The organism is Seongchinamella sediminis, from assembly GCF_003457605.1.
GTDB classification, from domain to species: Bacteria; Pseudomonadota; Gammaproteobacteria; order Pseudomonadales; family Halieaceae; genus Halioglobus; species Halioglobus sediminis.
In genome coordinates this window covers 125,562-144,886 of sequence record NZ_QRAN01000006.1, presented here as the reverse complement: position 1 = coordinate 144,886, position 19,325 = coordinate 125,562, and the positions used below count along the sequence as shown (strand labels likewise).

The window sequence follows — 19,325 nt, the reverse complement described above, 5'->3', positions numbered from 1 at the left end:
CCTCACTCTGCTACCACCCGGCCCTGGGCGGTTTTCGGGTTGAATTCGCCAAAGAAGGGATACACTCCCGGCTGCAGGGGGCCGATAAAGATATTCGCCCTGCGCCCCCCCATGATGACCTTTTCCCGGTTGAGTTCGTAGCTCTCGAATTCCTCGGGGGTAGGATCCCGGTTGTAGACCACCAGCTTGACCTTGGTATTGGCCGGGATCCGCACTTCCTCCGGGTGGAAAAGATGGTCGCGTATTTCCAGTTCAACAACCGGGGTCTTGGCCAGCGCCAGGCTGGACACCAGGGACAGGCCAAACAGCGTGTAGCGCCCCCCTGTCATTCCCGGTTCTCCGCCGTTAGCGGCAGGTCTATCTGCACTGCCAGGCCGCCCAGTGAACTCTCCCCCAGCTCGATGCGGGCCCGGTGTACCTCGACAATATGGCGAACGATCGCCAGGCCCAGGCCCGCTCCCCTGGCGCCAGCGCCCTCGGTACTGGCAGAGCGGTAGAAGCGCTCGAATACCTGCTCCCGGTCGGCAGCGGGTATTCCCGGTCCGGAATCCTCCACCAGCAGGCGCACAGCATCAGCGAGCGGCTGCACCACCACCTTCACCTCGCCGCCACCGGGTGTGTATTTGCCCGCGTTGTCCAGCAGGTTACAGAGCAGCGTCTCCAGCAGCGCGGGGTCCCCCCTGAGCCGGGCCTCGTCGCCCTCCAGGGACAGCACCTGGTTGCGCGCGGCGAACTGGGGCCAGGCGTCAGCGGTAACGCGCTGGGCCAGGGAGTGCAGGTCAATATCCTGGAAGTTACCCACAATGAGTTCAGGATTGGTGCGGCTCAGGTCCAGAATCTGCTCGACAAGGTGATGCATGCGCTCGACCCCGGCGTTGGCATGCGCCAGTGCCGGCTCATCCGCCGGCAACTCCTCGGCCAGGTTGTGCAGGTGGACCTTGAGCACGCTCAGCGGCGTACGCAGTTCATGGGCGGCGTGGGCCGCGAAGTGTTTTTCCCGCTCGAACGCGGCGGCCAGGCGCGCCAGCAGTGAATTGGTGGACTCGATCAACTGGCGCAGCTCCGCGGGTGGGTTGTGCAGGGCTACTGGCGCCAGGTCATCACTGCGCCGGGCATTGATCTGCCGGCTCAGATCGTAGAGCGGCCGCAGCCCCCAGCCGACCAGCAACCACACCAGTACGGCCGAAACCGGCAACCACAGCAACAGCGGTAACACCGACTCCAGCACCACGTTCTCGGCCACTGTGTGGCGCAGGTCTGCCCGCTCCGCAACGATGTAGGCCGTGCCGTCCGGGGCGAACTGGGTATAGCTGAGCCAGCGATAGCCGGAAAAGTTGCCATAGCGGTAACCCTCGCTGAACTCCGCGATCGGCGCGGCCGGCGCCCCCGGCGAGGCCGCCAGTAGCTCACCATCGCGCCACACCTGGAATACCAGCAGGCGGGAAGAGGGGTCAGGTGGGGAGGCCAGCCCTTCGCCGGACCAGCTGAGCATGAGCAGGTCGCTGGCTTCCGCCAACTGGGTGTCCAGCATCTTTTCGGCCTCGGCCATGCTGGAAAGATAGCCGTTCAGCGCCGCGAGAAAGGACACCAGGGAAAAGGCGGCCATCAGCATGATGGCCAGGTAACTGCGTATTGAACTCATGCCGGCGGCACAGTGTAGCCAATTCCCCTCACTGTCTTGATCATCCTCTCTGGCAGCTTTTTGCGCAGGTGATGAATATGGACTTCCAGCGCGTTACTGGCAACCTCCTCGCCCCAGCTGTACAGGCGTGTCTCCAGGGCCTCCCGGGTCAGCACTTTGCCGGCGTTCTCCATCAGGGTTTTCAGCAGCATGTACTCCCGCCGCGGCATTTCCACTGTCTCGCCGGCCACCTTGACGGCATGGGCCGCCGTGTCCAGTTCGACATCGCCAATACTGATAAGACTGGTATTTGCCGCCGTCGACAAGCGGCGCTCGAATACCCGCAGCCGGGCAGCCAGTTCCTGCATCTCGAAGGGTTTGGCCAGGTAGTCATCGGCACCGCTGTCCAGTCCCACGATGCGGTCATTCAGCTGGCCTCTTGCCGTCAGCACCAGTACCGGCGTGCGCTGTCCATCCTGGCGCAGGCGAGAGAGCACCTCCAGCCCGTCCATGTCGGGCAAACCCAGGTCCAGCACCACCATGTCCGGCGGCTCCGCCCTGACCGCCGCCAGGGCCATCTTCCCGCTGCCGACATGGTCGACGGCAAAGCCCTCCTTGCCGAGCCCCTTTACCAGGCCGACCGCGAGAGAGTCATCATCTTCCACCAGCAGAATGCGCATGACCGGATTCTAGCCCGCGTGGCTGCTTACGGCCATCGCCCGGCGCTTGATGAGCGCCAGGTTCTTGCCCAGGGCTGCATCCACCAGGCCGGGGAATACGCTGTTCAGCCTGGCGAAAAAGCGCTCGCGACCGCCAATATGGCGAGCGGCCTTGCCCGAGGCCAGCAAGGCCAGCAACTCGCTGGCAACCGTCTCGGGTGAATCCGTGCGGTTACCCAGCTCGTCATTCAGCGCCACAACCTCCGGCGGATTCATGTCCGTGGCGACCGCCCGCGGTGCCAGGTACTGCACGCGCACGCCGCTGTCGGCAAGCTCGCGCCTGAGGGCCTCGGTGAAACCGCGCAGGGCAAACTTGCTGGCGCTGTAAGCGCAGTAGCCGGCGAAACCGATACTGCCGAATCCGGAACCGATGTTAACCACGCAGCCCTGGCGGGCCTGCAGCTGCGGCAACAGTGCCCGGGTCAGCAGCATCGGCGCCAGCAGGTTAACCTCAATCATTTGCTGCAGCTGTTGGTCGCTCTGCTGCTCCAGCAGGCCGAAGTGATTGACGCCGGCATTGTTTACCAGCAAATCAAGTTGGCCGTGACAGGCAGCCACCACACTGTCGCGCCCGGCCGCGGTCGTGAGGTCGGCTGCCACGCTGCTGTGACCGGCCCCGGGAAGCGTGGCGCGCAGCTGCTCCAGTCGCGCGTCGTCCCGACCCACCAGCACCAGGCGCGCGCCGGCGCCGGCGAGGCTGGCGGCCATCGCCCTGCCAATACCGCCGCTGGCGCCGGTCAATACGATCAACTTGCCATTGAGATCCATACGCTACTCCTAAGCCGCCAGCGACCTGGCGTCGCGCGGGTCGACGCTGTTATAAACATCGGCGTACAGGCGGTAAAACATTCTGGCGCAGTGAATGATCTGTTCATGGTCGACGGGATCGGTGATCCGGTTCATCAGGTTCTCAAAAAACTGCACGTGCTCGATATCCAGCGCGCCATGGGAGCTCAGGTAAGTGAACGCCTCTTTGCCGAGGCCGGCAGACCGGCCGATACATCTGGCCGCTTCATCGGCCATGGCAACGCTGGTGCCTTCGAGCACATGGACCATACCGAAAAAGCCCAGCGGATTGACCCGGTCGATGACATGGTAGGCATAAGCCACCATCAGTTCGGTCTCCGGGTTTGGCCTGCTGTTACGCACCCGTTCGGCATCGTAGCCACAGGCGCGAATATCATTGAGCACCCACTCCTGGTGACCCAGTTCCTCTTCCACGTACTCCGCCAGCGCATTGCGCAGCCACTCCCGGTCGCCCGGGATACGCGAACCGGCGGCCATCAGCAGTGGTGTGGTGTGCTTGACGTGATGATAGGCCTGGCTGAGAAACGCCACATAGAGATCACGATCGATCTCGCCGCCCAGCGCTTTCAGCAGCAGCGGATTGTTGAGCAGTTGCTGTCGCTCGCCAGCGGTTTGCTCCTGCAGGGTGTTAAAAAAATTCATATCAGCTTGCACTCCTGTGGTTCGCCATAAAGTTGTTCAATCAGCTCGCTGCAGGTGCTGGCGATGGCATTGCGTCGCGGTCTGCCGTTATCGGTCAACAGGCCATTGCGCACCGTCATCGGCTCCTGCAGCCGCTGCCAGCGCCTTACCCGGGCATAATCGGGAAGGCCGCGGTTGACCTCGTCAATCTGCTGCTGGATCAGCTGTTCGCCGGCAGTGGGGGCAGCCCAGATCAGGGCGCTGCAGTAGGGCATGCCGTCGCCGAGTACCACGGCCTGCTGGATCGGCCCGCTCGCCTGCAGTTCGCTTTCGACCCACTCGGGGCTGATATTGCGACCGTAGCTACTGACCAGCACATTTTTGCAGCGACCCTCAACCCTGAGGTAACCCTGGTCATCGAGTCTGCCAAGATCACCGGTCCGGACCTGACTTGCCCCCCAGGACTCGGGCTGGTTGAGGTAGCCGAGAAAGGTATTGCCGCTTACCAGTAGCTCGCCCCTGTCGACCTCGACCTGCACATGCGGCAGTACCCGGCCGCTGGTCGCCGCCTGCTCTGCCCGCGGCGTGTTGAGGCTGACCACCGAGGCGCATTCGGAAAGACCGTAGCCCTCGTAGACCGGAAAACCCGCCGCGCGACAGCGCTCCACCACCGCGGGGGCCACCCGGCCGCCACCGACAGCGACAAATCTCAGCGATTGCGGTGCTTGCCAGCCACCGCTTATGGCGCTATCGATCAGGGATAACAACTGGGGAACCAGGATCATGGTCTCCGGCTGACGCTGCTCGATTGCCCGCAGGAATTCCGCCGGCTGGACACCAGAACTGCCCGCCATCCCCATGCTGGCGGCGGAATAAACCAGGGAGCAGCCGCCCATGAGCAGCGGCAGGTAGATACCGGCGATATTTTCCAGCAGCGTGCTCAGCGGTAACGCACAGAGGTGTCGCGGTGACCGGATATCAATCACCTGGCCCAGAGAGCGGGCCACGCGCAGGCACTGGGCGGTTGCCAGGCAAACCCCCTTGGGTTGCCCGGTAGAGCCTGAGGTGAAGGTGAGTTTCGCGGTTGCTGGCGGCATGGCGGCTTCGCCAGCGACGGTAAGGGGGCGTAACTCCAGGCCCTCACAGGCCGCGGTGTCAGCGTGTGTCACCGCGGGCAGGCTGGCGATGCGCGGCGCCGAGGTCCGGTCGTAAACCAGGGTATCCACCCCCGCCGCCGCCAGCACATACTGCAGCTGTCCGTCACTGAAAAACGTCGGCAGCGGCACCAGTCGCAGCCCCTGGAACTGGCAGGCCAGGTCGGCGACGACCCACTCCACGGAATTATCGCAAAGCAGGCCGATGGTGGCGGCACCCCGGGTCTGCAGCAGCTTCGACAGCGCCTCCACCCGTTCCAGCAGTTGCCCGGCGCTGGTCGACCCGGCCTCACTCTCCAGCACGATGCGCTCGCCCGGGCCGCGCTCAAGCTGGGCACGCAATGCGTTCAACACCGCTGGCACCGGATAGCGTCAGCCAGGGTCGCAATCAGCGGCTGCTCCCTGCGCCACAGTTCGCCGATCAGGGGATGTTTCATCCCGTGCTCAACCCCGTCGCCGATATCCGCCAGGATCACTTGCGGACAACCCTGGTAATAGGACCCCCACTCACTGGCCCGTTCCCCCAGGCACCGGGCCTGCGCCTCTCCCAGCACCCGGGTCTGGAAACCACAACGCCGGATCGAGCGCCTCACGGTCCGGTTGGCGGCGAATACCAGGTAACTGATACCCGCCTGATCCAGCGCCGCCACCGCCAGCAGGTACAGAGTTACCGACATACCCGGGATTGAACCGGCCAAATTGCCGAGTTCCATCAATTGCCCCCGGTTTACCGGGCGGCCGAATTCCCGCTGGACGTGATAGTCCAGCGGCGTGTCCAGGTACTGTTCACAAAACAGCGATTGTCCCCGTGCGCTGCGCAGTCCCAGTGCGGCCTGGATGATCCCCTCCTGTTCCAGCGAGAAGAGCAGCGGCAGGTACTCCAGGACAGTGGCGCCATAGGCGGCGTGAAAAACGCCGGCTATAAACTGTTCCAGCCTCTCCCGTCCGGGATCACCGAGCAACAGGCTGTCCACCGTCAGGGGCGCGACACAACGAGTCGCGGCATCCAGCGCCGGGGACGGATAGCGGTGGATACAATCGGCAACCCTATCCATGCGCAGCTACTCCCCGGCAACCTGATCAAGACTGGTCATCAGCGCCCGGATTTCCAGGCTACGGCCCCTGTCAGCCAGCGGACGGTCGGTGCGCGGGGGCGCCGCCAGGGCTTTCTCGAGGTGCTCCCTGGCCGCGGCGATCTGATCCTTTTCCATCAGGAAATCGGCGTAGAAGAAATTGGCCGCCATGCCATCAGGATTGGCCTCCAGGCCCTGCAGCAGCAGTTGCTCCGCTTTTTCATCGTCGCCGAAACCGATCGGCCAGCCGGGGACTTTGGCGTAGAGCGTACCGAGGCTGGTGAGGGCAGAGCCGGCGAGCACCTGCGGGTCCAGGGCGATGGCATGTTCCAGGTCTTTTCGGGCGACTTTGGCATACTTCATGGCCGCCAGCGCGCTGGCCATGCCGGCATAAGTGGAGTTGGCGATGCCGCACCAGGTCAGCAGCTCCGCATCGTCCGCCCTGGCCGCGGTCAGCGTTTCACATTCTGCCACCAGGTCCCGCATGCCCTCCTTTTGCGCATCGCCGCTGGCAGCGAAATTGAGCTGGTCCCAGGTCGCCTGGACGCGGCTGGCCTGCGGACTCATGTCCGCCGCTGCGGCGAGACTGTAAAGGGAGGCGATGCAAGTCGCCAGCGCACAGCCAAGCAGTGCTGTTCTCATCTCATGTTCTCCTGGGCAAATTGCGGGATGAAAGCCAATCCCGATACTGGCGCCCAAGGTAGCAGCCGTTTCTTAACGAAAACTTACGGCGGCGCAGCTTTGCACCGTCCGGGTGGTCGAGTATTTGGGGGGGCGTATTTGGGCGGGCGACTTGCAGAGTTACCGTGCCGTTGCTAGGGTACTGGTAACTCATTGAACCGGAACAGATTTTAGCTTGCGTTTAATCACCGCCCCGGGGCGGGATATAAACACTTCATTTCGCTTTTCCTCTACCGGCTTCTCCCTGGTAGCGACTACTCGCTGCCAGTCGTCACTCCAGCGCCATCACTGCTGGAACAAAACCGCTTCCCCCCTCAGGAGACTATCGCTCATGGCGCCAGCATCACTGTCTCTGCTGCTGTTGTTCCCGCTGCTGGCAGCGCCTGCCATCGCGGCAAACCACAACGTCGAGGAATTGGAGGCCAGGGTCGCCCGGCTGACCGCTGAGCTTGCGGCAGCCAATGCCGCGCTGGCGGAAGCCCGCAACAGTGCGACAGATGCAGAGCAGCGACTGGCCACCCTGGAACAGCAGCACAGCGACATCACCATCGGCCCACTCACCGTCGGCGGCGCGGTGCGGGTGAACTACGTCCACGGCGACTACACCCTGAACGGCGACGCGCCACAGCGGGGCGGTAACGGCGGCAATATGGAGCTGGACACCTTCCGCATCAACATGGGCCTGCGCCACGAGCAGGTGATCGGTAAACTGGAGTATCGCTGGTACAACGGCTACAACTTCCTCCATACCGGCTGGCTGGGCTACGAGTTCGACGATGGCAGCCAGGTCCAGGCCGGGCTTACCCGGGTGCCATTCGGCCCGGGGCCCTACGGGGTCTCGCAAAGCTGGTTTTTCGACCTGCACTACTACGTCGGCCTCGCGGACGATATGGATGTCGGCGTCAAGTACCTGTTCCAGCGGGGCAACTGGGACCTGGCCCTGGCCTATTTCAACAGCAGCGAGCGCAACTGGAATGGCGCCAGCAGGGACAGCGCACGTTACAGCTATGACATCGTGCAATGGGAGTCAGCCATCGAGGACGATGGCACGGTAACCAGCGCGCCGGGCAACGGCTACGATGAACGCAACCAGCTCAACCTGCGGGCGATCTATCGCTGGCAGTCAGACGCGGTGCCCACCGAACTGGGTCTGTCGCTGCAGGCCGGGGAACTGCGTGGCAAGCGCACTGATGATGGCGACCATATTGCCGCCGCGGTGCACATGAAAAACAGCATCGGCAATTTAACCCTGGCGTCACAGCTGAGCCGCTATGAGATCGACATCGATGCCGACAACCGCCTGGGAACCGATGAGCTGGTGCCCATGGGCGCTTATGATTTCGCCTGGCCCGTGGCGACCGAGGCCTGGCTGCCGGCCGTCTCCCTCAGCTATCGCTACAACACCGACGCCCTCCCCTGGCTGGACTATGTCCTGCCCTACGCCGAATACAGCGGCATTCTCAAGGATTCGGACCTCCTCAACGACAGCGAAATGATCACCCTCGGGGCCGCCTGGGCCAGCGGAGGCTGGTACATCTACACCGATTATGTCTGGTCCAACGGCAACCTGTTTATCGGCAACGAGGGAGACGACTACACCAATATTTATAACGGGGTCGGTGATTTTGGCGCCAACGGTAACGACGCCTGGAACTACCGGCTGAACATCAACTTCGGCTATTACTTCTGAACCCAACCGGGGGCAACGCACACATGAGCAAAACACACTTAACCGACGCGCAGGGAGCCAGTGAACGCCAGACCCTCGCCCGCAAGCTGAAGCGGGTAGAGGAAGCCGCGCGCAAACGGGCCATTCGCGACCGGGAAGAATTTTTCGGCCTGCAAATCCGCCCCACCGCCTCCGTTGAAGACGATGCCGAGGGCAGGTCTCCGGGGGATGATAACTGGACCAGTTTCGGCTTTGACGTGCATCCCCAGGTCACCCTCGCATCTTCTGCCATCCTGGTAGTGTTCATACTGCTCACCCTGATGTTCAAGGAGAACGCCAACCAGTTTTTCCAGACCCTGCTCGCATTTATCACCAACAACGGCGGCTGGTTCCTGGTGCTGGCCAGCAATGTGTTCATCATCGCCGCGGCGTACTTCGCCTTCGGCAAGTTTGGCAATATCACCATCGGCGGAGATGACGCCAGGCCCGAATTCAGCACCCTGTCCTGGTACGCCATGTTATTGAGCGCCGGCATGGGCATTGGCCTGATGTTCTGGAGCGTCGGCGAACCCATTTTCCACTACGCATCGCCCTCACCCATGTTCGGCGAGATCGAGCCCGGCACCCCGGCAGCGGCGCAGGCGGCAATGGGCGTGACCTATTTCCACTGGGGCGTACATCCCTGGGCGGTGTATGCCATCGTGGGTCTGGGGCTGGCATTCTTCGCCTACAACCGCGGCCTCCCGCTTACCATTCGCTCCATGTTCTATCCCCTGCTGGGCGACCGCATCTATGGCTTCTGGGGCAACGTGATCGATATCATGTCGGTACTGGCGACCCTGGTGGGCCTGGCGACCTCACTGGGGCTGGGCGTCAAGCAGATCAACGCCGGCCTGAATTACCTGTTCGATGTCCAGGTGTCCGTTGCTACCGAGGTCACCCTGATCGCTATTATTACCGGCATCGCCACCCTGTCCGTCATGGCGGGCCTGGACCGGGGCGTGAAGCTCTTAAGCCAGGCAAACATGATGCTTGCCGGCGTCTTCCTGCTGTTTCTACTGGTTGCCGGACCGACCGTATTCCTGCTCAACGGCATGGTCCAGAACCTGGGCTTCTACCTGAGGATATTCCCGGAGCTGAGCCTGTGGACCGAAACCTTCAGGGAGACCAACTGGCAGGGCAGCTGGACCATATTCTACTGGGCCTGGTGGATTTCATGGTCGCCCTTCGTCGGCATGTTCATTGCGCGAATCTCCAAGGGCCGCACGGTCAGGGAATTCATTGTTGGCGTGATCGTGGTGCCTACCCTGCTGAGCTTTATCTGGATGTCGACCTTCGGCGGCGCGGCCCTGTTCCTGCAGGGAACGGGGGTGGCGGATATCGTCGCGGCAGTCAATGAAGACGTGGCCACGGCAATGTTTGTCATGCTGCACCACTTCCCCCTGGAGGCGGTACTGTCGCTCATCGCCGTGGTACTGGTCACGGTGTTCTTCGTCACCTCCTCCGACTCCGGGTCCCTGGTGGTCGATCATCTCACCTCCGGCGGCAAACTGGATTCACCCACCAGGCAGCGGGTATTCTGGGCCCTGATGGAGGGCGCCATCGCGGCCGTACTGCTGATTGGCGGCGGCCTGACCACCCTGCAGACCGCGTCAATTACTACCGGGCTACCCTTCGCACTTATTCTGATGGTGGGCATTTACTCGCTATACGTGGGCATGGCGGAAGAAATCTACGTGGAAAAAGCCGTGGCCAAAGCGGTGCGTTCCGCCGAGGAGGAGCACCTGTTGCATGAAGCGGTCCACAATGCGGTGGAAAACAGCCACTAGCGCCTGTTCGCTCTCAGCGGGCGACCCCTGCCGCCACTGGTCCTGCGGTCTGGCGAGACGGTAACGCAGGGCATAACAAGTTGGACCGGGGCCCGCTAGTGGGCTCGGTCCGTTGATCGTACGATTATCAGCGGTAATATCCTCAGACCGGCGGCACACACCTGCGGCATCGGCATCACCTACGAATACTGAGAGCAATTACGATGAAGAAATTACTGCTGCTGGTTCTGCTAATCGGGGCCGCCATCTACTGGTACCTGCCACGGGTGGATGCGCCCCAGCGCGAAGGTACAATGAACGTCGCTGCCCTGGCCGCCCCGGTCAGGGTACTGCGGGGGGACGACGGCATACCCTACCTGTATGCCGACTCCCTCGCCGACGCACTGACCGCCCAGGGCTTCCTGCACGCCCAGGACCGCTTGTTCCAGCTGGAATTGCACCGTCACCTGGCCCACGGCCGGCTGGCGGAATTCGTTGGCGAAAAGGGTCTCCGTAACGACCGCATCGTGCGCCTGGTCGATATTCCCGGCTTTACCCGGCGCTACCTGAAGCGAATCAGCGCGGCGGAGCGAGACTACCTGCAGCGCTATGTCGATGGCATCAACAGTTACATCAACAGCCATCAGGACGATTTCCCGCTGATGCTCGGGGTCATGGGCCACGAGGTCAGCCCCTGGACCGTTACAGATGCGCTGGCGATTACCCAGTTTCGCATCTGGAGCAGCAGCATCAACTGGCGCCAGGAATTGCTGACCCTCAGGCTCTACGACGAACTGGGACCGGAACGGGCCGCGCAACTTGCGCCCATCACCGTCAACCCCGACGACCCGCGTACCCTGCCGGAAGCCGCGCTTTCAGGCGCGCAGGCTGCACTTGATATCGACCTGGACCTGCGCTACGACGACAGCCTGTTCAGCGAGTTCGAACCCCGCTACGCTATCGGCAGCGATGGCTGGGCAACCGGCCCGGCAAAATCCGCGGGCAAGGCCCCGATCATTTCCGGTGATCCCCACCTCGATGCCCGTCATCTTCCCGGCTTCTGGTATCCCATGGGTGCGGTAACGCCGGAGCTGCGCGTGGTGGGTGGCTCTACGCCGGGCAACCCCGGTTGGGGCATTGGCCGCAACGAACACATTGCCTGGACGGGTACCAATGGCTACGCCGACGTCGTCGACCTCTACCTGGAGCAGGTGGACCCGGACAATCCCGCCCACTACCTGGAGGGGGAAGCATCTGTTCCCTTCACCGTGCGCGAGGAGACCCTGCGGATCAAGGATGAGGACGCAGCAGGCGGCTACCGCAGCGAGACCATGACCATACGCGAGACCCATCGCGGTCCGGTGATTTCCGACCATGGCATGAGCATGGTTGAAGGCAGGGTCTTGTCGCTGCGCTGGTCGGTACCCCTGTACGCCGGCCCCGACGCGGGCAACCGGGAGTTGTTAGTGGCGCAGTCGGTTACCGAGGCGACCGCCGCCATCAGTAAGATGGCGACACCGCTCAACCACGTGGTAGCGGATGTGCACGGCAACATTGCCATGGTGCCATCGGGGCTGGTGCCCCTGCGCTCCCGCGGCAACGGCCTGCTGCCGCTGCCGGTGACCGGAGAGGATAACTGGGTGAAGCGTATCCCCCATGCGCAAATGCCGATTCAGCGCAACCCGCAGCGCCAGTGGGTGGGCTCCACCAATCATCGCGTTACCCCGGCGGATTACCCCTATGAATATTCCACTCACTTTTCACCGCGCTGGCGCTACCTCAGGCTGCAGCAGTTGATGGAAAAACCAGTGTTGAGCGCCGACGATCACTGGGCTGCCAACCAGGATGTATTCAACACCCTGGCGCAGCGGTTGCGTCCGTGGCTGGTAAGGCTCTACGCCGACGAACCCGCGCTGGCACCCATGGCGGCGGTACTCGCAGACTGGAACCTTGAAGACAGTATCGACCAGGCCGGGCCGCTGATTTTCCAGTCCGTGTTCCGCCACCTGGCGAATGAAATGTTCGCCGATGATATGGACGCGACGCTGTTGACCGAATACCTGGACCAGCAATACTACTGGGTAGAGCGTTTCCTTTACCTGCTGGAGACGAACGACAGTCGCTGGGTGGACGACAGCCGCACACCGCAGCGTGAATCCAGTGACGACCTGGCGCTGCGGGCCGGGCAGCTGGCACTGGCGGAACTGGGCGCCGCCTGGGGCGATACTCCCGCCAACTGGCGCTGGGGCGACGAACACACGATCACTTTCTTCCATCCCTTCATACCGGGTGAGACGGCCGCCCGCTGGCTGGGTGAAGGTATCAGGCCCATGGGCGGGTCATCGGAAACCCTCAATCGCGGCATGTATATGTTCAGCAATCCCTACCAGGCTCGCATCGTGGACTCGGTGCGGATGATTGTGGACCTGGCGGACAACGACAAGGTGCTGGCACATTTCCCCGGTGGCGTCAGTGAGCGCTGGTTCGACCAGTGGAACAGCAACTTTGTCGATGACTGGCTGAACAGCGGCAAACGCTACTGGTGGTTCAGCGACCGGGCCATCGCTGACAACACCGATTCCGAGATGATTCTCGCACCCTAGCGGGCGTCAGGCCCTGGGATCGCGGACATACATGGCGGTGCCGTTGCGCAGCTCTATCTTGAACAATTCCGAGGCCTTGATCAGGTCGCTGATTCGCCGGTAGCCATAGTTGATTGAGGAAAAGGAACTGTTGTTGTTGGCGATATAGCTGGCCACCTGCCCCATATTGGCCCAACCGTCGTCGTCGGCAGCCTGGTCGACGGCGGTGCGCAGCAGCCGCACGAGGGCGCTGTCCTGCCTCAGTTTGGCCTTGCTCTTGCGCGGCGGCGCCGTACCACTGTCTGACTCGTTGTCACCATGACTGGCCAGGTTTTCGATATAGATAAACGGCGAGCAGGCATCAACAAAGGCCCGTGGCGTTTTTTTCTGGCCGAAGCCATACACCGGGAATCCGCTTTCCAGGATGCGCAGTACCAGCGGGGTAAAGTCGCTGTCGCTGGTCATCAGCGCAAAGGCGTTGACGTTGTCGCTGTAGAGCAGGTCCATGGCATCGATAATCATGGCCGAGTCGGTGGCGTTCTTGCCTTTGGTGTAGGCGAACTGCTGCATTGGCCTGATGGCATGCGGATGCAGTTTTTCCGCCCATCCGGACAGGCCGGGATTGTTCCAGTCGCCGTGGGCGTGGCGCACATTCACCGTACCGTGCTTGGCCAACTCTTCCAGCACACCCTCAATCGCGTTGTGGGTCACATTGTCGCAGTCGATCAGTAATGCGATCCGTTTCGTTTCCGGCATGTCTCACTCCCTGTCAGCCCGAATATAGGTGCGAGCCCGAATGGAAACGCCGGGCCACAACGGCAGTCTACACCAAATGCCAGCTGTTACTCCGCCACCCGTCCTGCCGCCCGCGCCTCAAGCTCTCCCTGCGCGACAATCCAGGCGTCCAGGCGCGTTTCCAGCACCGGCAGGGGCACGGCGCCGCCGGCCAGTACCAGGTCGTGAAAGGCGCGAATATCGAAGCCCTCTCCCAGGGCCTGTTGCGCCTTCGCCCGCATGGCCTGGATCCGCAGCATACCCGCCTTGTAGGACGAGGCCTGGCCGGGGGACAGCAGGTAGCGGCGAATCTCGGCCCGCGCGGTGGCTAGCGGAATGGGGGCATTGTCGAGAAAGTAATCCACAGCCTGCTGTTCACTCCACTGCATGGCGTGCAGGCCACTGTCCACCACCAGGCGCATGGCCCGCCACTGCTCATTGACCAGCCGGCCAAAGTCCATGAACGGGTCGGTGAATGCCCCCATTTCTTTCGCCAGGGCCTCGGAGTAGAGCGCCCAGCCCTCACCGTAGGCGGAATACCACACGTCCCGCCTGAACATCGGCATTTCCTCGTTCTCCAGGGCAATGGCAACCTGCATATGATGTCCGGGACTGCCCTCATGGTAGGCGGTGGTCTCCATATCAGTGATATTCATGGCCCGCATATCCGACATATGCAGGTAGTAAACACCCGGGCGACTGCCATCCGGCGTGCTTTCCGAATAAAAGGCCGCGGCACCGTCCACCTCACGGTAGGGCTCGACCCGTTTTACCACCAGTGGCGCCCGCGGCAGGCGCCCAAAGTAATCCGCCAGACGACTGTCAATAAACTCGAGATAGCCCCGGGTTTGCTCGATATACTGCGCGCGCCCCTGCTCGGTCCCGGGGTAGTAAAAACGGTCGTTCTCGCGGACAAAGCCAAAAAACTCATCCAGATTGCCGTCAAAGTCCAGCTGCTCCCTGATGGCGTCCATCTCGGCAAGAATCCTGGCTACCTCGCGCAGCCCCAGTTCATGCACTTCCTGCGGCGACATCGATGACTGGGTGTAGTGCCCCAGGCGATACTGGAAGTAGGCATCGCCATTGGGCAGGGCATAGACTCCGCGGGCCTGCTCATCGCTGTTTTCCAGGTCCTTCTCATGCCAGCTTATGATCCGCTGGTATGCCGGCACCAGTGAGTTCATCAGCGCTTTCTTCGTTTGCGTCAGCAATTGCCCGGCCTGGGCATCGTCGATGTCGCCCCGTTCCTGCAAGCGGGCAAGTTTGCTGCGGGCATCACCCCAGATCCCGGATTTGTCGCCCGCGGTGCCGAAAACAATGCCCTCGACAATCAGCCGGCTCTGCTGGATGACATCCTGGTAGGCAAACCGCGGTGGACGAATCCCCTTGCTGGCCGCGAATTCGACCCGGTCCTGCAATTGGCCCAGCGCCCTGCCCCAGCCTTCAAGCCGGGAAACATAGGCGACCATATCGGCATGGGAGTCCACGGTATGCATATTGATCATGAAGTTCAGTGGCTCGGTATGCGCCCCACTCCAGGTGGTCATCACATAGTCGTGGTCCCTGAAGGGCGCCCAGGCGGCGAAATCCCTGACCCGGTACATCCAGAAATCGTAACTGACCCTGCCCTCGGTGGAGAGGGCCTGGTAGTCAAAGCTGGTTGCCAGTTCCCGACCGGTTTCCGCGATCCAGCGCAGAAAGTCCGCTTCCGCCTCGCGGCTGAAGTCGTCCACCCGGCCGTATTGTTGCTTGCGACCAAGCTGGGTAAGCGCTACCGGGCTCCTGCTCAACTCCTCCTCGTAGCGCAGGTCCAGCCACTGGTGCAGGCGCGCGGTTTCTTCTGCGGGGCCTGCGATCGTGGCGGGGGATACAAGTGAGATGGCGATTCCCAGGCACAGGGGGACTAACGGTATTACACCCATATTTGAATAGTTCCGGGTCGTGGATTCAATGCGTCAATAGATTACAGCGTGGCGCAGCCGCACTGCGGGCGCCGGCAGCATCGCGAGCGCGCTAAGGTACGGGTTTGGCGGTCTGTATTCAAGGCCTGCCGCGCCTGGCTGGCCTCGGGGAAGGAATCTAGAATCGACTGCGAAAGGAGAAGCCGAACACCGGGGCGGTCTCGTAATTTGTGCTCGCGACCTGCTTTCCCCGCCCCGTTTCCAGGCTCAGTTCACCGTTGAGCTCGGCGCCGAGGAACAGGCTGGCGCTGGTCATTGGCCAGGGCGAATAATCCACCGAGATCAACAGCGGGGCACTCCGGTCCTCACCAATGGCGGACTGCGCCTGGCCATCGTCCAGCGCAAAGCGAATCTTTTCATAGCGCGCCAGCGCGGACAGCCGCCAGCGCTCGTTCAGCCGATAGGCCAGGGTGAACCCCGGGCCCTGGGAGGCGGCCAGCCCCCGCCCCGTTTGCAGGGCGAGGCGGTCGGTAATCTGCCAGTCCACCACCAGGATCGGAAAGGCGTTACTGCCGCCGCCCAGTTCGCTGTACCAGCCGAATCCCGGCCCCAGGGTCAGGCGGTCGGAAAACCGCCATCCCATGCCCGCGATCAGGCCTTCGCTGCGTCCGTCGCTGAGACTTGCGCCGCGCTCGGCGTAGCTGCGAACACTGGGAATGACAATGTAATCCGACTTTTCACCGACACTGAAGCGGATTGGCAGCGACAGCCGGTAATCCTCGATACGCTGCCAGGGACGCAGGCCCTCGATACGGGCGTCGTCAGCGAACACATAATTGGAGCTGCCCCAGCCGAGCGACAGGGACACGCTGTTGCGGCGGTCCCAGGCGTAGCCGCTACTGGCCTGCAGAAACGCGCGATTTACGCTGAACCCACCCTCAGCGTCCTCGAAGTCAGTGTCAACCTGGTGCAAGGCGCCGCCGGCCACGCTCCAGACCCAGGGCCCCCGCGCTGGGTTGCCGGCATCACTGGCCCCGGCCTGCACAGCGAACAGCGCCAGCAGGCAAAACAGGGAATAGAATCGAGTCATGGGCATTACCACTGGGGGAGTCTGTACAGCTTACGTCCAGCCTGCAGCTGCGGATCAGTTTTTATCCTGGTCGACCCAGATTAGCTCCCTGGTGTCAAAGCCGAGGTCGCTGACACGCTGCACAAAGTCCCGCTTGACGTCCTCGCCGACCCGCGGGGATCTGGCCAGCAACCAGAGATAGTCGCGCTTGTGTCCGGTGACATAGGCGTAGCTGCCGTCACCGGCCAGCGCAAAGATCACATAGGACGCATAAATCGGCTGGAAAAAAGACACCTCGAGATGGCCCACATCGGCAGCGCCGGCGAAACGGGCCACCGCACTGGCCTGCCGCCACTCGTCCTCGGCGTCATCAAAGCCACGATTGAGTACGCTCACCGTGCCGTCGTCCTGCAGGGCGTAGTCCGCGGTGATATTAGACTGGCCCCGTTCGAAGGAATGGTCCAGCCTGGCGATCTCGTACCAGCGCCCCATATAGGCATCCGCTTCGAAGTCGCTGACCGGCGCAATGCCATCGGGTAAGCCGGTACAGCCGGTCAGCAGCTGCAGGCAGGCAAGCATCAGAGTGACGGCCGCAATCCTGCCGGCGGCGTAAACGGTGCTGTTCAACATTCGATCTCCGGGCCGCAGTCGTCCTGCAACGGCCTGGTCAGGCTGATAGCCCCGCGCACCTGGCCGAGTTGGTAACCGCGAGCGCTATCGTCAGGGTAGTACTGCTCCAGCGCTGCGGTCACCTCGCCGGACAGGCTTTCGCCATGGCAGGCCAGGCACAGGGGTGCTGTTACCTGGGCCCGCATGTAGCGATAGTGGGCCGGCTGCAATGCGTCACTGAACAATTCGGCCGCTGGCTCACCTGCGGCCTGGCGCTGGTCAAACTGCTCGAGAATCTGCCGCTCCCAGGCATCGGGGACGGCGCGGCTCGCGTTGCGCTGGCGCAGGCTGACCCGCCTGACCTGCCAGCCGGAGCTGGCGCTCAGGCTATCGGCGATGTCGGGGGCAATGTCGGCACAGACCTCGATCGCCCGCACCGGGCCGCCCTCTGTCATTGCCTGCTGCAACTGCGGCTTGAGCTGACCGACAAACTCAGCGGCCAGGGCAGTGGCCTCCTGCCGCAGCTCTGCCTGCCGGTCGGCGTGGGCCCAGGTCGCCAGCAGGGCCTGAAGGACAAAAAACAGAGCCAGTCTCACCATGCACCTCCTCAAGGTACTCATATAAAAGTAGAATACCGCACACACCTGACAAATACTTGCCATGAATCAACAGATCAGCATCGATTTCCGCAGTGATACCGTAACCCGCCCCTCCCCGGCAATGCTGGATGCCATGATGGCGGCCGAGGTGGGCGATGACGTATTCGGCGATGACCCCACCGTAAACGCCCTGGAGGCACACGCCGCCCGCCTGACTGGCAAGGAGGCCGCGCTGCTGTGCACATCCGGCACCCAGAGCAACCTGGTGGCCCTGCTCGCCCACTGCCAGCGCGGTGACGAGTACATCGTCGGCCAGGAAGCCCATACCTACAAGTACGAGGGCGGAGGTGCCGCGGTGCTGGGGGGTATCCAGCCCCAGCCCATCGAGTTCGAGCCCGATTCCACCCTGGACCTGGACAGGGTGCGCGGCAAGATCAAGGCGGATGACGACCATTTCGCCAGGTCGCGCCTGCTGTGTATCGAGAACACCCGTTCCGGCGACGTCCTGCCGCTGGACTACCACTCCCGGGCCGCCGCATTCTGCAGGGAAACAGGCCTCGCCCTGCACCTGGACGGAGCGCGGCTGTTCAACGCCTGTGTCGCCCAGAATGTCGACGTGACCGCAATCAGCCAGCATTACGACACGGTATCCCTGTGCATTTCCAAGGGACTGGGGGCGCCGGCCGGCTCGATTCTGGTCGGCAGCGCGGCGCTGGTCAGGGAGGCCCGCAAGTGGCGCAAAATGCTCGGCGGCGGTCTGCGCCAGGCGGGCTATATCGCCGCCGCCTGCCAGTTCGCGCTGGAAAACAATGTCCAGCGGCTGGCGGAGGATCACGCCAACGCGCGCTTGCTGGCCGAGGGCCTGAGCACCATCCCGGGCATTCAGTGTCAACCGGGTTCAGTACAGAGCAATATGGTGTTCATAGGCGTTGCCAGTGCCGACACGGGCAGAGCGCTGGAGAGCTTCCTCGCCCGGGAAGGCATTGCAATACTCGGCGGCCGGGTCATGCGGCTGGTCACCCACCTGGACATTGACGCCGACGGTATTGGCCAGCTGATTGCCGCCTGCGAACGTTTTTTCGACCAGGCGGGCGGATAACGGTCATGGGCCATGGGCAAAACCCGGCAGCAGTCACGCTTGACCTTCCCCCGGGGGGAAGGTCTACACTTGCCCCTGTTAACAGTCGACTATCCCCGAATGGATAAGCCATTGCACAGTTTTCGTTACACTCTGGCAGTGCTGCTCTCCGCGCTGATTTCACTGCAGGCGCTGGCGACAGTGGCAGCCCCCTGCTCTCCCGCGGTGGATGACGGCGGCGCCATGGCCACTGCCATGGATGATTCCAGCCACCACGCCCACCACGGCATGGCCGTTGCAGATAATGCAGCGGGCGCTGCGACTAACGACTGCTGTGATGCCGGTTATTGCTCCCAGGGTGGCTGTGTTTCTATCGCGGCGGCAGCCGGCGCCGCACTCCTCCACGCAGATCAGCTGTCTACTGAGGCGCCCGCGGCTATGGCGGCCAGTTCCCCTCTGCACTCCCCCAACAGGCTGTTTCGTCCCCCCTCCGCCTGATTCCGCAGCAGCGGTTCGCCCGTAATCTGGCGATGACCGATTATTGACCTGCTCCCTCGACG

General features: G+C 62.7%; 18 protein-coding genes. 5 read left to right on the top strand and 13 right to left on the bottom strand.

Features of this window, described 5'->3' with window-relative positions:
* Positions 1-2 precede the first annotated feature (2 nt).
* From DWB85_RS07605 to DWB85_RS07570, 8 genes are read right to left on the bottom strand one after another with little or no spacing between them, the layout of a single operon-like run.
* Positions 3-329, bottom strand: coding sequence for a cupredoxin domain-containing protein (locus DWB85_RS07605; RefSeq protein ID WP_117953618.1), 327 nt, complete (start codon positions 327-329; stop codon positions 3-5).
* Positions 326-1,642, bottom strand: coding sequence for a sensor histidine kinase (locus DWB85_RS07600; RefSeq protein WP_117953617.1), 1,317 nt, complete (start codon positions 1,640-1,642; stop codon positions 326-328). The genes DWB85_RS07605 and DWB85_RS07600 overlap by 4 nt, the downstream gene beginning before the upstream one ends.
* Positions 1,639-2,301 (bottom strand): response regulator, encoded by a 663-nt coding sequence (locus DWB85_RS07595; protein WP_117953616.1) that lies wholly within the window; start codon positions 2,299-2,301, stop codon positions 1,639-1,641. The genes DWB85_RS07600 and DWB85_RS07595 overlap by 4 nt, the downstream gene beginning before the upstream one ends.
* Positions 2,302-2,310: 9 nt before the next feature.
* Positions 2,311-3,108, bottom strand: coding sequence for an SDR family oxidoreductase (locus tag DWB85_RS07590; protein ID WP_117953615.1), 798 nt, complete (start codon positions 3,106-3,108; stop codon positions 2,311-2,313).
* 9 nt (positions 3,109-3,117) lie between these two features.
* Positions 3,118-3,789 (bottom strand): iron-containing redox enzyme family protein, encoded by a 672-nt coding sequence (locus DWB85_RS07585; RefSeq protein ID WP_117953614.1) that lies wholly within the window; start codon positions 3,787-3,789, stop codon positions 3,118-3,120.
* The gene (locus DWB85_RS07580) at positions 3,786-5,273 is read right to left on the bottom strand and encodes an AMP-binding protein (protein WP_162846050.1); all 1,488 of its coding nucleotides are present in this window, start codon (positions 5,271-5,273) and stop codon (positions 3,786-3,788) included. Before DWB85_RS07580 ends, DWB85_RS07585 begins: the two co-directional genes overlap by 4 nt.
* A complete protein-coding gene (locus DWB85_RS07575; RefSeq protein ID WP_117953612.1) occupies positions 5,270-5,977 on the bottom strand; it encodes a thermostable hemolysin in 708 nt (235 codons plus the stop codon). The genes DWB85_RS07580 and DWB85_RS07575 overlap by 4 nt, the downstream gene beginning before the upstream one ends.
* 6 nt (positions 5,978-5,983) lie before the next feature.
* The gene (locus tag DWB85_RS07570) at positions 5,984-6,637 is read right to left on the bottom strand and encodes a tetratricopeptide repeat protein (RefSeq protein ID WP_133300580.1); all 654 of its coding nucleotides are present in this window, start codon (positions 6,635-6,637) and stop codon (positions 5,984-5,986) included.
* A 370-nt stretch (positions 6,638-7,007) separates the two neighbouring features.
* Here DWB85_RS07570 and DWB85_RS07565 point away from each other — a divergent pair, with 370 nt between their 5' ends.
* The 3 genes from DWB85_RS07565 (at position 7,008) to DWB85_RS07555 (ending at position 12,756) form a co-directional block, all read left to right on the top strand.
* Positions 7,008-8,366, top strand: coding sequence for a hypothetical protein (locus tag DWB85_RS07565; RefSeq protein WP_117953610.1), 1,359 nt, complete (start codon positions 7,008-7,010; stop codon positions 8,364-8,366).
* Between the two features lie 23 nt (positions 8,367-8,389).
* Positions 8,390-10,174 (top strand): BCCT family transporter, encoded by a 1,785-nt coding sequence (locus DWB85_RS07560; RefSeq protein WP_117953609.1) that lies wholly within the window; start codon positions 8,390-8,392, stop codon positions 10,172-10,174.
* Between the two features lie 203 nt (positions 10,175-10,377).
* Positions 10,378-12,756, top strand: a complete 2,379-nt coding sequence (locus DWB85_RS07555) for a penicillin acylase family protein (RefSeq protein WP_117953608.1) — start codon at positions 10,378-10,380, stop codon at positions 12,754-12,756.
* Between the two features lie 6 nt (positions 12,757-12,762).
* On the opposite strand, the gene DWB85_RS07550 is transcribed toward DWB85_RS07555, so the two are convergent.
* The 5 genes from DWB85_RS07550 to DWB85_RS07530 all read right to left on the bottom strand — a co-directional run bounded on the left by DWB85_RS07550 (position 12,763) and on the right by DWB85_RS07530 (position 17,687).
* A complete protein-coding gene (locus DWB85_RS07550) occupies positions 12,763-13,491 on the bottom strand; it encodes an NYN domain-containing protein (RefSeq protein WP_117953607.1) in 729 nt (242 codons plus the stop codon).
* A gap of 86 nt (positions 13,492-13,577) precedes the next feature.
* On the bottom strand, positions 13,578-15,431 hold the full coding sequence (locus DWB85_RS07545) for a DUF885 domain-containing protein (RefSeq protein ID WP_117953606.1): 1,854 nt from the start codon (positions 15,429-15,431) through the stop codon (positions 13,578-13,580).
* Positions 15,432-15,588: 157 nt separating this feature from the next.
* Entirely contained in the window at positions 15,589-16,500 is a 912-nt protein-coding gene (locus DWB85_RS07540) for a MipA/OmpV family protein (RefSeq protein WP_133300579.1), read from the bottom strand.
* Positions 16,501-16,554: 54 nt separating this feature from the next.
* Positions 16,555-17,109, bottom strand: a complete 555-nt coding sequence (locus DWB85_RS07535) for a lipocalin family protein (RefSeq protein WP_117953604.1) — start codon at positions 17,107-17,109, stop codon at positions 16,555-16,557.
* The gene (locus DWB85_RS07530) at positions 17,103-17,687 is read right to left on the bottom strand and encodes a Tll0287-like domain-containing protein (protein WP_117953603.1); all 585 of its coding nucleotides are present in this window, start codon (positions 17,685-17,687) and stop codon (positions 17,103-17,105) included. The genes DWB85_RS07535 and DWB85_RS07530 overlap by 7 nt, the downstream gene beginning before the upstream one ends.
* Positions 17,688-17,748: 61 nt before the next feature.
* Here DWB85_RS07530 and ltaE point away from each other — a divergent pair, with 61 nt between their 5' ends.
* The gene (gene ltaE / locus DWB85_RS07525; protein WP_117953602.1) at positions 17,749-18,786 is read left to right on the top strand and encodes a low-specificity L-threonine aldolase; all 1,038 of its coding nucleotides are present in this window, start codon (positions 17,749-17,751) and stop codon (positions 18,784-18,786) included.
* Positions 18,787-18,855: 69 nt separating this feature from the next.
* Positions 18,856-19,263 carry a hypothetical protein gene (locus DWB85_RS07520; protein ID WP_133300578.1) on the top strand — a complete coding sequence of 136 codons (408 nt, stop codon included), beginning with the start codon at positions 18,856-18,858 and terminating at the stop codon, positions 19,261-19,263.
* The last annotated feature ends 62 nt before the right edge of the window (positions 19,264-19,325 follow it).